This is a genomic window from Nostoc sp., assembly GCF_036917655.1.
Taxonomy (GTDB): Bacteria; Cyanobacteriota; Cyanobacteriia; order Cyanobacteriales; family Nostocaceae; genus Nostoc.
The window spans coordinates 194,556-208,906 of sequence record NZ_JBALCY010000074.1; the positions used below are offsets into that span (position 1 = coordinate 194,556).

12 protein-coding genes are annotated in these 14,351 nt (G+C 42.2%); 6 read left to right on the forward strand and 6 right to left on the reverse strand.

The window, feature by feature from the left end:
- Positions 1 to 100: 100 nt before the first annotated feature.
- The 3 genes from V7K30_RS27925 to argS form a co-directional block, all read right to left on the reverse strand.
- Positions 101 to 589 carry a cobalamin biosynthesis protein gene (locus tag V7K30_RS27925; RefSeq protein WP_335004905.1) on the reverse strand — a complete coding sequence of 163 codons (489 nt, stop codon included), beginning with the start codon at positions 587 to 589 and terminating at the stop codon, positions 101 to 103.
- An 8-nt stretch (positions 590 to 597) separates the two neighbouring features.
- The gene (locus tag V7K30_RS27930) at positions 598 to 1,161 is read right to left on the reverse strand and encodes a Uma2 family endonuclease (protein WP_335004906.1); all 564 of its coding nucleotides are present in this window, start codon (positions 1,159 to 1,161) and stop codon (positions 598 to 600) included.
- A 156-nt stretch (positions 1,162 to 1,317) separates the two neighbouring features.
- Positions 1,318 to 3,081, reverse strand: coding sequence for an arginine--tRNA ligase (gene argS / locus V7K30_RS27935; RefSeq protein ID WP_335004907.1), 1,764 nt, complete (start codon positions 3,079 to 3,081; stop codon positions 1,318 to 1,320).
- 376 nt (positions 3,082 to 3,457) lie between these two features.
- Between argS and V7K30_RS27940 the strand changes: the two genes are divergently transcribed.
- Both V7K30_RS27940 and V7K30_RS27945 read left to right on the forward strand, forming a co-directional pair.
- A complete protein-coding gene (locus V7K30_RS27940; RefSeq protein ID WP_335004909.1) occupies positions 3,458 to 3,649 on the forward strand; it encodes a type II toxin-antitoxin system HicA family toxin in 192 nt (63 codons plus the stop codon).
- Positions 3,649 to 3,873: a type II toxin-antitoxin system HicB family antitoxin gene (locus V7K30_RS27945; protein WP_335004911.1), complete on the forward strand. Its 225-nt coding sequence runs from the start codon at positions 3,649 to 3,651 to the stop codon at positions 3,871 to 3,873. The genes V7K30_RS27940 and V7K30_RS27945 overlap by 1 nt, the downstream gene beginning before the upstream one ends.
- A 76-nt stretch (positions 3,874 to 3,949) precedes the next feature.
- Here V7K30_RS27945 and V7K30_RS27950 read toward each other — a convergent pair whose 3' ends face one another.
- From V7K30_RS27950 to glyS, 3 genes are all read right to left on the reverse strand, one after another.
- Positions 3,950 to 4,363 carry a PAN domain-containing protein gene (locus V7K30_RS27950; RefSeq protein ID WP_335004913.1) on the reverse strand — a complete coding sequence of 138 codons (414 nt, stop codon included), beginning with the start codon at positions 4,361 to 4,363 and terminating at the stop codon, positions 3,950 to 3,952.
- A gap of 344 nt (positions 4,364 to 4,707) precedes the next feature.
- The gene (murD, locus tag V7K30_RS27955; RefSeq protein WP_335004915.1) at positions 4,708 to 6,183 is read right to left on the reverse strand and encodes a UDP-N-acetylmuramoyl-L-alanine--D-glutamate ligase; all 1,476 of its coding nucleotides are present in this window, start codon (positions 6,181 to 6,183) and stop codon (positions 4,708 to 4,710) included.
- An 84-nt stretch (positions 6,184 to 6,267) separates the two neighbouring features.
- The gene (gene glyS, locus V7K30_RS27960) at positions 6,268 to 8,421 is read right to left on the reverse strand and encodes a glycine--tRNA ligase subunit beta (RefSeq protein ID WP_335004917.1); all 2,154 of its coding nucleotides are present in this window, start codon (positions 8,419 to 8,421) and stop codon (positions 6,268 to 6,270) included.
- A 647-nt stretch (positions 8,422 to 9,068) separates the two neighbouring features.
- On the opposite strand from glyS, the gene V7K30_RS27965 reads away from it, so the two are divergent.
- The 4 genes from V7K30_RS27965 to V7K30_RS27980 all read left to right on the forward strand — a co-directional run bounded on the left by V7K30_RS27965 (position 9,069) and on the right by V7K30_RS27980 (position 14,199).
- Positions 9,069 to 9,434 carry a PEP-CTERM sorting domain-containing protein gene (locus tag V7K30_RS27965; protein WP_335004918.1) on the forward strand — a complete coding sequence of 122 codons (366 nt, stop codon included), beginning with the start codon at positions 9,069 to 9,071 and terminating at the stop codon, positions 9,432 to 9,434.
- A 955-nt stretch (positions 9,435 to 10,389) separates the two neighbouring features.
- The gene (locus tag V7K30_RS27970) at positions 10,390 to 11,679 is read left to right on the forward strand and encodes a glycosyltransferase family 4 protein (RefSeq protein WP_335004920.1); all 1,290 of its coding nucleotides are present in this window, start codon (positions 10,390 to 10,392) and stop codon (positions 11,677 to 11,679) included.
- Between the two features lie 215 nt (positions 11,680 to 11,894).
- Positions 11,895 to 12,050, forward strand: coding sequence for a hypothetical protein (locus V7K30_RS27975; protein ID WP_335004922.1), 156 nt, complete (start codon positions 11,895 to 11,897; stop codon positions 12,048 to 12,050).
- Between the two features lie 511 nt (positions 12,051 to 12,561).
- Complete coding sequence (locus V7K30_RS27980) at positions 12,562 to 14,199, forward strand: efflux RND transporter periplasmic adaptor subunit (RefSeq protein WP_335004924.1); 1,638 nt, start codon at positions 12,562 to 12,564, stop codon at positions 14,197 to 14,199.
- The last annotated feature ends 152 nt before the right edge of the window (positions 14,200 to 14,351 follow it).

Genomic DNA, 14,351 nt, shown 5'->3' on the forward strand with positions numbered 1-14,351 from the left:
AGGGAGAAGACCGCGCTGGCTCCCCTTAATAAAGGGGGGAACCGGAATCAAAGCCCCCTTTTTAAGGGGGTTGGGGGATCTCTTTTGCGTAAGTCCTAACTCATATTTGAGCTTCGGCAACAGCTAGTGTTACCGCTCCTGGTTGCTCTTGTAACTGGAAAATTCGTTTAGGAACTAAGAACCTCACTCCCAATACTTCTGTGTTGGGAAAAGGGGAAGCAGTCAACAATGGAGTGGGTTGAGTAGCTGCAAGAATAGCAGCTGCCTCTGCTACGCTAGGTGTACCTACTTTGTGGTCGGTAATTGTGGTAGGGTTGGGGACACAGACAGAGCGAAGGATTTGGGCAGAAAAGGTTTTTAGGGGCAAATTGCGTAGGCGACAAAGTTCTACTAAACCTACTTCCGAGGCTTTAGTGTCAATGGTAGCAATCCCTGCGATCGCACTTTGAAAAAGTTGATTTTCTCGAAAGACTTGCTCAATTGCCCGATCAATCAACTGCCATGAGGTTCCTCGTTTACAACCGATTCCTACCCAGAAAACCTGTTGCACTTGGTCTATTTTCTTATTCAATTCGTCAGGGTTTGACATGCTTGGGTTTACTCTAACAGCCAACCAAATAAATCTCCTAGCGTCAGCCTCAACTCACTTGCAAAATCTGGCACAGGAAGTAAAGCTTCTAGTTCATCCAACATGATTGGCTGTTGATTGCGGATGTACACAAATACAGTTTGTTCTTCTGGATCAATCAGCCAACCCATTTGTGTTTCATAATTCAGGCAATGCAGAATATTTTTTGTAACTTTCGTTTGTCTTTGGTCAGGCGATAGAATCTCAATAGTCCAATCGGGAGCTGCTTTGAAGACGTTGGCAACTTCGCCATTTTCATCACGGGGAATTCTTTGCCAAGTAAACACAGAAATATCTGGTACTATTGACCTTCCACCAAAAGTACACCGCAACTCTGGAAAAGCACGAGCAATTCGCTTGGGCTTCACCGTTGAGTTGATATTACTAACCATTTCACCTTGAATTGTACTGTGCTTTCCCTGTGGCATAGGTTTCTCAATAATTTGGCCATCGATGTATTCACTAGCGGGTTTTGTTTCTGGTAACATGAGAAACTCTGCCAAAGTTATATTTTTTGATGGTGTCCGTACCATTTGCGATCGCCTCCAAGTCCAACAATTCTGATTAACGAACCGCAAAGGCACAAAGAAAAAATTAGCTTAACTCTTACTCTGCATACCTTTGCTTTACCTCAGCGTACCTACCCTGCGGGAAGGCGAAGCGCCTATGCGTTAAAAAAAATAAATATATTACATCCTCTCTAACACTTGAATTCCCAACAAAGATAGTCCCAACTTCAGGGTTCTAGCAGTTAAATCACATAAAATCAGGCGAGAAGTTCGCTGCGGTTCCTGTGCATCCAACACCTGAACTCCCTGATTGCGGTCATAAAACTGATTAAACTTTTTACTCAGTTCGTACAAATACTCACATAAACGATTGGGCAGCAAGTCTTGCTCTACACTATTAATAACTTCATCTAGTTGAAGTAAATATTTTGCCAGCGCTAATTCTGTTTCATGCTGCAACAGAACGGCATTGTTTCCCAACTCCTTAAAGTTAATATCACCCTTGCGGCTAATCCCCTGAATTCGCGCATAAACATACAGCATATAGGGCGCAGTATTACCTTTAAGATCCAGCATTTTGTCATAGCTGAAGATGTAGTTACTGGTGCGATTTTGGCTTAAGTCTGCATACTTAACTGCACTGATCCCAACTATCCTAGCAACTTCATTAATGAATTCTTCAGTTTCTTGGCGTTCTTCTTCTTGTAATCTAGTTTTTAGGTCAGTATGGGCATGAGCGATCGCTTCATCTAATAAATCCCGCAACCGCACAGTATCCCCAGAACGAGTTTTGAATTTCTTCCCATCTTCTCCTAACACCAACCCAAAGGGAACATGCACTAATTCCACATCATCGGGAATCCATCCAGCTTTGCGTGCTACCTGGAAAAATTGGGCAAAGTGGTTTCCTTGTCCAGCATCTGTTACATAAATTAGCCGCTTTCCTTCATCCTGCTGAATTCGGTAGCGGAGAGATGCTAAATCTGTAGTGGCGTAGTTATAACCGCCATCTGATTTCTGCACAATTAAGGGCAAAGGTTCACCTTCTCTATTTGTAAATCCTTCCAGAAAAACGCATTTTGCCCCTTGATTTTCTACCAGTAATCCAGATTTTTCTAAATCTTCTACAACGCCAGATAGTAAAGGGTTATAAAAAGATTCCCCGCGTTCAATTACTTGGACATCCAGCAAGTCATAAATTATTTGAAACTCCCGCCGCGACTGTTCACACAGTAGTTTCCAAGCATGGATTGTATCCTCTGCACCAGCTTGTAATCTGACGACTTCTTGCCGTGCTGTTTGTTGAAAAGCCTCATCTGTATCAAACCGCAGTTTGGCTTTGCGGTAAAAAGAAACTAAATCACCAATATCTAAAGCATTAGCAGTGGTAAGGGCTTCTGGGTAGACTTCCCGCAGATAGGAGATTAACATGCCAAACTGCGTACCCCAATCACCTATATGATTTAACCGCAAGACATCGTGTCCTTGAAATTCTAAAATCCGGGCGATGGAATCACCAATAATCGTAGAACGCAAGTGTCCGACGTGCATTTCTTTGGCAATATTCGGACTGGAAAAATCCACAATTTCTTTTCTTGGCGTTTTCGCGGCTGGAACTCCCAACCGGGGATCAGCTTGTATCTCGTTCAGTTGTGCTTCCAGGTATACCGTTTTCAGTTTTAAATTGATAAATCCTGGCCCAGCGATTTGGGGCGGTTCGCAGATTTCGGATACATCTAGTTTCTCAACGATCGCACCTGCGATCGCTCTTGGTTGCAATCCTTTCTTTTTACTCAGGGATAAAGCCACATTCGCCTGATAATCACCAAATTTAGGATTGCTAGCAGTAACCAAAATTGGATCTACTCCAGCGAAGTCAGCGCCAAAAGCCGCGACTAAAGCCTGCTCAAGCTGAACTTTTAGTTTTTCTTGTGTAGCGTTCATATATAAATTTTATCTGTGAGAGAGGGAATGTAGCTCTGGAAAAGCTTGATTATTCACTTTAGAAATCTGGAGATTCTGAAGAGGGATAAAAAATCAACACGCAGCTTGCAAAAGTATCTTTTTTGCAAAACTGCGCCTAGCTCACCATATTTTGCACTGGTTGAGTCTTCATCCGCCACAAAGTCGCTAGACATCAATAATAACCTTGCTGTTTTTACAACAAAGTCTTTACACTGGCGACTTACCTTGAGGCGTTTTCGAGCCAATTTATTTCTAAACTATCACAGGCATCGCTAAAAACTCAACTTGACTTTTGACTTCTCAATTAGCGACTCTATCTGTAACAGAAATTTAAACTCTACAAATAGGTATTACCATGAAAGTACGTGAAGTCATTAAACGACTAGAAGCTGATGGTTGGTATCTTGCTAGAACCAAAGCTAGTCATCGACAGTTCAAACATCCTGATAAACCTGGTACTGTAACAGTGGCTGGTAAGCCAAATGTGGATGTGCCAATTGGTACTCTTAAAAATATTTGGAGACAAGCTCAATTGGAGGAAGACTAATGCGTTATACAGTTGTGATTGAAAAGGGAGAAACTAGCTACGGCGCTTATGTCCCTGATTTGCCAGGTTGTGTTGCTGTGGGTGAAACTTTAGAAGAAGTCAAGCAAATGATTGCAGAAGCTATTGAATTTCATCTAGAAGGAATGCTAGAAGATGGTTTACCTATTCCTAAGCCTACAAGCATCGCTCATGAGGTTGAAGTTGCAAACTACATCAAAACATAATTATAGTAAACCACTAAATTAGCTCTAAACAATCCTTCTAGTACAGATTGGCGGAAGTTCGCACCGCACTTTTCGCTTACAATTTCACACCGGATACACAGCAGCTATCTGGTGTTGATGCTGGTGCTACAGATTTTAAATAACAATTAGCACTAGCACCTTGTACTCCTGGTCGAACATAGGTATAAGCACTACACCTATTATCATTAATACAAAACTGCTGGCAATCTGAAGCGGATGCTGAAGTCGGAAAACCTGTGTAATCGCTACCTGCTCTATTTCTACCAAATTCAGCGGTTACGACATAACGTGGAATAGTGGTTGAGAGTGGAGCAACTTGAGCTGTGGCAGGTTGAGCCAATGGTATGAAGTTTACGGCCGTACTAAAACCTAAAATTAACAAAAGTGCCAACCCAAAAAATATAATACTTCTTGGGAAAACAAAATTTTTTTTTGCATATTGCCAAGCTGCAACCATTTGTAATTTCATAAATCTCTCCTTGCTACATAGTAGATTTGTCCAGAAATTAAATATGCGTCACACAAAATCCTTGTAGGGTCATTACATGGAACGTCTCTACACTCTTTTTCACCAAATGTCTACTATTAAACCAATTCGTAATGACGCTTTTACGTCGCTAATGCAATTACGTTTTGTAACCGGGATTTTAATTGGGCATCAAAAAGTGCTGCCTCTAAAGGTAGGGAATTAACCTCCTGACCTTTGTTAATATATGCTGGCTAGAATATAGTGATTTGCTACCAAATACAAAAATTGTTAATAATTTTACATAATTCATTCACTGTATGCCTTGTAGTTACACAGTGAATGAATTATAGGGAGGATGAAAGAATCGAGTTGTATTGCAGTTTCTCTCCTCCCGCCCAATTAAGGCACAACTGACGGAAATGATCACCCCGCACCTCAAAATTCGGGTACTGGTCGAAACTCGCACAAGCTGGAGATAGCAACACCACAGGTGTTTGATACTTCTTAGCTAATTCTGCTGCTCTCGGAACTGCCATCTCCATAGTTTCAACAATATGGCATGTATAATACCCTACCTCTTGGAGGCGTTGGGCAAATGCGGGTGCAGCAGATCCAATCAATAACACAGCAGCAGCTTTGGTTTGAATTTTTGCTAGCCAGCCAGTATCATCACCTGCTTTGGCTTCTCCACCAGCAATTAAAATCGCTGGACTTTTCACAGATGCTAAACCAACTTCGGCAGCATCGTAGTTGGTGGCTTTGCTGTCGTTAATGAAATCAATACCTTCCCAAGTGCAGATATGCTCCAAACGATGAGCAACGCCGGGGAATTCCTGAATCGCACGTGCGATCGCATCACGATTAATTCCCGCTAATCTTGCCGTTGCTACTGCCATCAAGAGATTTTGCTGATTATGTTCTCCCACCATCCGCAAAGTCGATACTTTCACAATCTGTTCTGGCGCAGAGGTTGCACTCAACTTTTCCACAACCCAGTCGTCCTCAATGTAAAAGCCTTTTTCGCTAATCAGGAAATCTTTTCCTCTCACACTTGTCCAATAAGCATCAGGCCAATTACTTAAACCTTGCTGCCTCAAGTAGGCATCATCGCCATTGAACACTTGCAACTCGGACTGACGTAATAACTTGGCTTTGATATTGTAATAGTTCTCTAAAGTCTGATGGCGACTAAGATGATCTGGCGTGAAAGTCGTCCAAACACCGATACGGGGTGCAAGAGAATTTGAAGACTCCACTTGATAGCTACTAACTTCTGCAATCACCCAATCAATATGATTTTGGATTTTAGATTTTGGATTTTGGATTGGAGTTTCCTTATCTCTTTCCTTATCCCCCTGTCCCCTGTAAGATAGGGCAACTTCACAAGCGGCGTAGCCAATGTTACCGCAGGCGGGTGCGTCTAATTCTGCTGCTTGGAAAATGGCAGCAATTAAAGCTGTGGTAGTTGTTTTGCCGTTAGTGCCGGTAATTCCTACCCAAGGTAGCGATCGCAAATTTCGCCAAGCGAGTTCCATTTCCCCAATGGTTTCAATACCTAATTGGCGTGCCTCAAGTAATACGGGAATATCCCAAGGCACGCCAGGACTAACGACTATTAATTGGGGTAAATTAGCACCATTCAATTCTAGGGATTGGCCTAGTTTAACGGTTATTTGCTCGGCAACGAGTTCTTGTTGTTGTTGTAGGAGGGTTTCGGAGGTGTTGCCATCACTCAGCTCTACCTCCCAACCTTCCCGTTTCAACAATCTCGCCGCAGCAACACCGGACTTTCCCAATCCAATTACAGAAGCTCTAGGCATAGATTGCAGCAGAGTGTCCCTGGTTAAGCAGTCCCTATATTAGCGTTTATTGGCAAAAATTACACAGGTTTTTGTTAGCCTACGCTACAGATTTTTGACGATCGCACCAAAATCAGCTAGAACACGGGCATGATTGCGAACTAATCCAAGTAAGTGTAATCTATTCCGCTTCACTTCTGGATCGGAGTCCATAACTAAAACGCTATCTGGGCCATCAAAGAAGTTACTAACTGTCGGAGCAATTTTTGCTAGTGCTGCTACTAACAGTTGATAATTTCGTGTCTGCTGTGCTGCTTGAGTTTGGGGTACTGATTCGATTAGGGCATTATACAAAGCTGTTTCAGAAGGCTTCTGGAATAATTCTTGACGAACTACGGTTGTTGGTTCTAGCTGTTTTGTATCCAAATCACCTTGGGCGGCTAATCGTGTAGAACGGTTAACAGTTTCGTAGATGTTATCTAAGGTACTGTCGTTGCGAATTTGTTGTAAGTATAAGGCGCGATCGCGTACATCCAATAAATCCTTTAACGTCCGTTCTGTGTATTCTGGATCATTTTCTCCCAAAACAGCATTTACTAAGTCGTAATCAATCTGCTTTTCTTCTTGCAGTAAAGTGCGGATGCGTTGTAAGAAAAAGTCTTGTAATGCTGCGGTTAATGATGCCTGATCTTTATGATATGTCGCTGAAAAATCTGTGGCTATTTGCGCCAATAAATCATCTAAATTTATCGACAAATTATAAAACCAAACAATTTTAACTACAGCATTAGCAGCACGTCGTAAGGCAAAAGGATCAGAGGAACCAGAGGGAATTAAACCTAAACCAAAGATACTCACTAAAGTATCTAATCTATCGGCCAAACCGACAATTTGACCCGTGAGTGTTCCAGGTAAATTGTCACCAGCTCCCGTTGGCAAATAATGTTGATAAATTGCCTTTGCTACTTCGGCATCTTCACCACTGGCTAAGGCATATTTTTCTCCCATAATGCCTTGCAATTCCGGGAATTCATACACCATTTGAGTAACCAAATCTGCTTTACATAATAAAGCAGCACGTTGGATTCTTTGGCTTTGATTTTCCGCTAATTCTAATTGACTGCTAATTTGCTCGGCAATCTTGACTACTCTATCTATTTTAGTACGCACCGAACCCAATTCTTCTTGGAAAGTGACTTTTTCTAACTGGGGTAAAAAGCTTTCTAAAGGCTTAGTTAAATCAGCTTCGTAGAAAAATCTCCCATCAGCTAATCTGGCACGAATTACCCTTTCATTCCCGACAGCAACAATAGATGATTTTTTGGGATCACCGTTAGAAATAGTGATGAAATTAGGCAACAATTCTTGCTCAAAACTACCTGGTTTGAATACAGGGAAATAACGCTGATGAGTAACCATGACTTCAGTAATTACCTCAGTTGGTAATTCCAAAAACTCTGGTTCAAATTTACCAACAACTGTAGAAGGATATTCTACAAGGTTGGTTACTTCCGCTAACAAATCGGGGTAAATTACTGTATACCCGTCTAAATTCTCTGCTACTGCCTTTACTTGCTCTTTGATCAGATTTGCCCGTTCTTCTGGGTCAACTGTGACATAGGCAGACTTGAGGGCGGTAACATAATCAGTAGCTTGGGCAATTGTCACAGGTTCAGGATGCAAGACCCGATGACCTTGGGAAATGCGATCGCTCTGAATCGTTTTAGAACCATTTACTAATTCTAGAGGTAGCACCGTTGCATCTAACAAAGCTACCAGCCAGCGAATTGGTCGGGAAAACCTCGCATCCCCATTTCCCCAACGCATTAACCGCTTACCTTCTAAACCCCAAATCCACTGGGGAACAAGTTCTGTCAAAATTTCCGCCACCGGACGGCCGGGAATTCTTTTTTGGACAAAAACAAATTCCCCTTTCTCCGTGGGGCGAACAAACAGCGCATCCATTTCCACGCCTTGCTTTTTGGCAAAGCCTGCTGCTGCTGCTGTCGGCTGACCATCTTTAAAGGCGGCTTGGGCGGGGGGCCCTTTAATTTCTTCTTCTCGGTCTGGTTGCTGAGATGGTAGACCTTTAATCACTACCGCCAGCCGCCGGGGAGTACCGTACACCTGGACACTTTCGCCCTTGAGGCTGTTTGCTTCCAGGCTTTGGGGAATGCGTTCCTGCCATTGCACTAAAGCATCACTGAGAAAACTTGCAGGTAGTTCTTCTGTACCAACTTCTAATAGAAACCCAGGCATATAACACTGTTTTCAACTTTGCGTAGCTCAACTTTATCAGTTATTATCTAGCGATCGCTCGTGATTTTTAGGTAACTAGAGTTTGGATGCTTCTTGTGAGCCTATAACTATATATGATCTTTGCTCTACATCCAGAAATAACCGTAAACAGCTGACCAAGCTGGAAAATCACTTAATAAACCTTGCTACGGACATCAAAATCGATAAAGTCGAGCTTAGGTTTGTTAGATGACTTGGCATTTTATGCAAAACTTTACAAAAGAAGTATTTCTCTTCATTAATTCATTACATTTGCTACCGTAGTTTCATGCAGTATTTACTTATACATATTTATATCGTAAAGTTAGTGTTGTTTATGGATTGATATCTGCATGATGTCAATAAATTTTGGAGTTATGACAATGAAAAATATTTTCGCCAAAATGGCCACGATCACAGCAACTAGTGTTGCTCTTAGTGTAGCGTAGGCGTAGCCCGCCGTAGGCATCGCTGCTGGTGCTAACAACCCAGCTCAAGCTATTGATTTAAACTTTAACTGGAAAGGTGATGCTGGTTATTCAGCAATAGGTTCATTCAGCTACGACAAGGCTACAGCACCGACAATTATTTCCGAAAGCGGTAGTGGAGCGACCAAATTTTTACAATCCTTGAATGTCTCCTTCTTAGACCCATCTAAAAATCTTTTGGGAACTTATAACACCGTTAATGGTGGGGTATCACAATCTAGCTTCTTCGCTTTCAATTTTGATACTTCCACTCACACATTGTTTGGCCCCTTTGATATAGGAGGAGGAACGGGTGTAATTGGAGAATATTTCTTCCAGGGAACGGTTGGCGACTCCTTAGCATTACGTAAGGATGTCAATCAACAGGGAACGTCAACACTAGTAGATCAAAATTCTGGCTCTATTCAGGTATCCAAAGTCCCTGAACCTGCTTCTATCTTGGGTTTACTAACATTGGCTACCTTGGGTGTAGGTTCAACTCTGAAGAAAAAGCAAGCCTCTTGCTAGAAAGTAGGGCTTCCTAGTCAGAGGTTGCCAAATTGAGTTTAATGAATCTCTATTCTAGCCTCAATAGTTCAATGAACTGGTGAGTTGATCATTCAACCTTATCGGTTCGCGATTACTCGAATACTTATGTGAATAAGTATTCGAGTAATCACAAAGAAAAAGATTTTCGTCAAAATGGCCTTTACCACAGCAATCGGTGCTACTTTTACTGTTGCGACGCCGAATAGCCCACCGCAGGCATCGCTCCTGGTGACTACAGCCCAGTGAAAACTGTTGATTTTAAGTTTAACTGGCAAGGTAATGTTGCGATGCATCGCAGTTTTTTTTGTGCTAACAGCTTCAAATATGAAGCTACGCAGGACGCTAGGGTTGAAAAGTTAGTGCCTTTGAACTACTCAAAAAAGTGGGATGCTGACTAATGAATCCAATACTTATGACTTGGTTAAAAATACTTCATGTGCCACTTTACAAGCTGGAATGTGGGTTTCATGCACGAGATTAAATATAATGCTACAATCCCCTAAGTGTAAATTTAAGCATTAAATTCACTTTTAACAAAACAAAATTCAGGAGTCAGTAGCCAGAATTCTCCAATTGAATTCTGTGTGACTGGCGAATGAATAAACGGGTTTAAGTCCCCCACTATATTGATTCTGAATTCTGTATTATTCTTCAAATTAGTGAAAAATTCTCATGCGTATGGTAAGAAACTTAAATCAGTCAACAGTGATCAGTGAACACCAGTAATTGGTAACTGATAACTAATAATTAATAACAGATAACTATTAAAATCCACCTTAAAAGTCTGTCTTAAATAGTCTTGATTGCAATTGTGATTTCAAAAAATCATCACCTGCTCAAAACCTAAATTAAATAATAAAAGTAGCAGCGCCTACTGAAATTAGCAATAAATCCGCTCATCTCAGGCTGTCTTCACGAAATTCACAAATAGCTCATGCATATTTTGATCTATTCCTACAACTATCATCCAGAGCCGATTGGAATTGCTCCCTTAATGACTGAATTGGCAGAAGGACTAGCAAAGCGAGGTCACCAAGTGCGGGTGATTACCGGAATGCCCAACTATCCTCAGCGTGAGATTTACGATGGGTATCGGGGTAAATGGTACGTTACTGAACAAAAAAATGGTGTCACCATTCAACGAAGTTACCTCCGAATTAAGTCTAGACCTAACCTCGTAGATCGGCTGTTGCTGGAGTTGAGCTTTGTTTTCACGAGCTTACCCCAAGCTTTTAAAGGTGGACGTCCCGATGTGATTATCTTAACAGTTCCGCCTTTACTAGGTACGTTACCAGCAACAATATTTGGTTGGTTATACAACTGCCCAGTAGTTCTGAATGTGCAAGATATTCTACCAGAAGCTGCCGTGCGGATTGGGCTATTAAAAAATAAGTGGATGATCCGAACTCTTGCAGTTCTAGAGAAATTTGCATATCGAACTGCACACACTATTAGTGTCATCGCCGATGGGTTTCGTGAGAATTTAGTGAATAAAGGAGTACCTGTTAATAAAATCGTTTGTATTCCCAATTGGGTGAATGTAAATTTTATCCACCCCTTACCGAAAGAGAACAACTCCTGGATATTTAGCCATCAACTGGATGGGAAATTTGTAGTACTTTATTCGGGCAACATTGCTCTAACGCAAGGTTTAGAAACTGTAATAGAAGCAGCAGTTTGCTTGCGTCATATCAGGGAGATTGTCTTTGTGATTGTTGGTGAATCCAGAGCATTGCAAAGGTTGCAGGAATATTGTCTATTAAATGGAGCAGATAATGTTTTGCTGCTACCGTTGCAGTCGCGAGAAAAACTACCCGAAATGCTAGCAGCATCTGATGTAGGGCTGATTGTGCAAAAGCGCAATGTGATTTCGTTCAATATGCCTTCAAAAATACCACTACTGTTGGCGAGTGGTCGGCCGATTGTGGGTTCAGTTCCCGCCACTGGTACTGCTGCTAAAGCAATCCAACTCAGTGGTGGTGGGATAATTGTTGAGCCAGAATCACCCGATGCAATAGCTGCTGCGGTGCATGATTTGTATGCTAATCCGGCTCTAGGAGCGAGGCTAGGTAACACAGGAAGAAAGTTTGCCGAAGAAAACTATTCGTTAGAGCAAGCACTTGATCGGTATGAGTGGCTTTTTTCTCATATTGTTGCTAACCGAAAATCAACTGTGGGGATCTTGCCGAAATTGAATTCTAAAAAATCAGTTGTGGATGGTTGAAGGGGATTGGGGATTGGGGATTGGGGATTGGGGATTGGGGATTGCTGGCTCGGACATATAACAAAACCCTAATTAGGGAAAATTAAATCACCCATTTGGGTGAGTTAAAAATCAACCGATCGGGTGACCTAAGTGTAGGAAGTTGAGATTGATCAAAAAGAGGAATCTATATTAGAGAACACTGATCGCGCGTCTTTCTTGGTGAGAATAACTTGATGAAACTCGCAAACTTGCTTAATAAAGCTGAATTAATCAGCGTAGGCGTAGCCCGCCGTACCCCTATGGAGAAGCAAGCTATGGGTAGCGTCTCCAACAGTTGGCATCGCTCTACACCCTTTTCTTCCCTAAGATCAGTATTCACTACGACTTAAGAGCGATAAACTCATTTGTACCTTATACCAATATTTTCCCCTATGTGGTTATAATGCAAGCAAGCACTTACATGTGCAAGCGCTTGCTTGCAAAGGCTCATGGAAAACTTAGCATCAAGGACGGCACAAACTCATGCACACTTGATAAACTCAGCAACTAAGGTGTTTGCAATAGCAGGTTTAACCAAAGCCACAACGCGAGAAATTCCTCGTGTTACTGCGGTCAATCAGGTAACTTTAATAATACCAAGACTTTATACTTAGTAACAAAATTTCATGAATTACACATATAAATAATTTATAGGAGTTAGGCATGTACAAATTAACCATAGTGTGGTGAACGATATTTATTGGTTTAAGGCGGTGGATTTCATGAGCGATCGCCCAAATATCCAAACAATATATTTGTCACCAACATAGAGAAAAAAGGGCTAACAAACTATTCAATTAATGCTTTTTTAGTGAAGAGTAGACTGCTCCAAATTTAAATCCATAAGACGAGAAAATAAAGATGTCCCATTCTGAGTTCCCTGACTCTCACCTTCCCGTTGAAATAGAACAGCCTGCTGTTACTGATTCTAGTCAAGAATCGCAACCATTGCCAGAGCGATCGCCTAAGCCACCTCGAAAGCGGCGTTGGCCTTTGCTGTTGGGAATTATTCTGTTAATTGCAGGTGTTGGTTTTGGTTGGCGTTGGTGGCAAACTAGTAATGCTAGCAATGCACCAGGGGGTGCTGAAGCAGGTGCTCCCCAACCGGCAATTCCCGTCAAGCTAGCAACTGTGGAAACTGAAACTGTGCAGGATAGTTCGGAGTTTATTGGCTCCTTAGAGGCTCCACTCTCTGTACCAATCAAACCACAGGTTGGAGGGCGAATTAGCCAGATTTTCATCAAAGAGGGCAACCGTGTTCAACAAGGGCAAGTAATTATTAGCCTAGAAATTGATGATGCCCAAGCCCAGCTACGACAAAAACAAGCAGCACTAGAGCAAGCACAGGCAAATCTTGCCGAACTCAAAGCCGGGACTCGAAAAGAAGTAGTTTTGCAAGCCAAAGCCCAGCTAGATGAGGCGCAAGCAAAATATCAAGATGCCGTATCTGGATCGCTACCACAGCAAATTCAGCAGGCTGAAGCTCAAGTTAATTCCGCCAAATCCGATCTAGTACTAGCACAAGCACGAGCAACGCGATACGAACAATTAACAAAAGAAGGGGCAACTTCCCAAGATAGCCTAGATGAATACGTCAAAAACAAAGGTAGTGCTGAAGCGGCGCTGGTTGCAGCCCAGAAAAACTTAGAGCAACTCCGCAAAAGCAGAACTGCTAATATCCAGCAGCTAAGTGCTGCCTTAGAACAACAGAAACAAAACTATAGGCAGCAGGTGAACGGCAACCGCCCAGAAGATATTGCCCAAGGGCGATCGCAAGTAAGCCAAGCAGCGGCTCAAGTCCAGTCGGCTCAAGTCCAAGTGCAATACACAAAAGTCCTAGCTCCTTTCACAGGTATTGTTGGTAATATCCCAGTCAAGCTAGGACAGTATGTAGGACAAGGGGATCAACTCACCACATTGACCAAAAACGACTCTTTAGACCTGAATATATCCATTCCGCTAAATCAAGCCAAAAAGTTGCGCTTGGGTTTACCTGTGCAAATGCTGGATGCCCAAGGCCAACCCACAGCAACGGGTAAGATCAGTTTTATCTCCCCAAATGCCAGTTTAGATTCGCAGACAGTTTTGGTAAAAGCCAACTTTGGCAATTTGAGAAATCGACTGCTTAATCTTCAGACAGTGCAAACCAGAGTGATCTGGAACAAACGTCCAGGAATTTTAATTCCAGTCACAGCAATATCTCGCTTGGGTGGAGAGACTTTTGTGTTTGTGGCTCAAGCGCCAGAACAAAAGCCTAAAGCTGAAGCATCTGTACAAAATTCTCAAGCTGAAGCATCTGCACAAAATCCTCAAGCTGGAGCGCCATCTTTAGTGGCTCAACAAAAGCCCGTGAAATTGGGAGTTATTGAGGGCAATAATTATCAAGTTATCGAAGGACTAAAAGCTGGGGACAAAATTGTTGTTTCCGGTATTCTCAGCCTAACCAATGGCGTTCCCATCACTCCTGCACCGGCAGAAGTGGGTAGTCGGAGTTTTTAATATTTGTACCAATCGATAACCACTAATGCTCAATTTATATCTACCCCTTTTCTAATCATGTTTACTGTCAAATTGATTTAGTAATATTGATTTGTTTGGCTAGTAAGAATGCTATATTGCTGGACTCGGTGTTGGAGACATCAGCGTTTTCC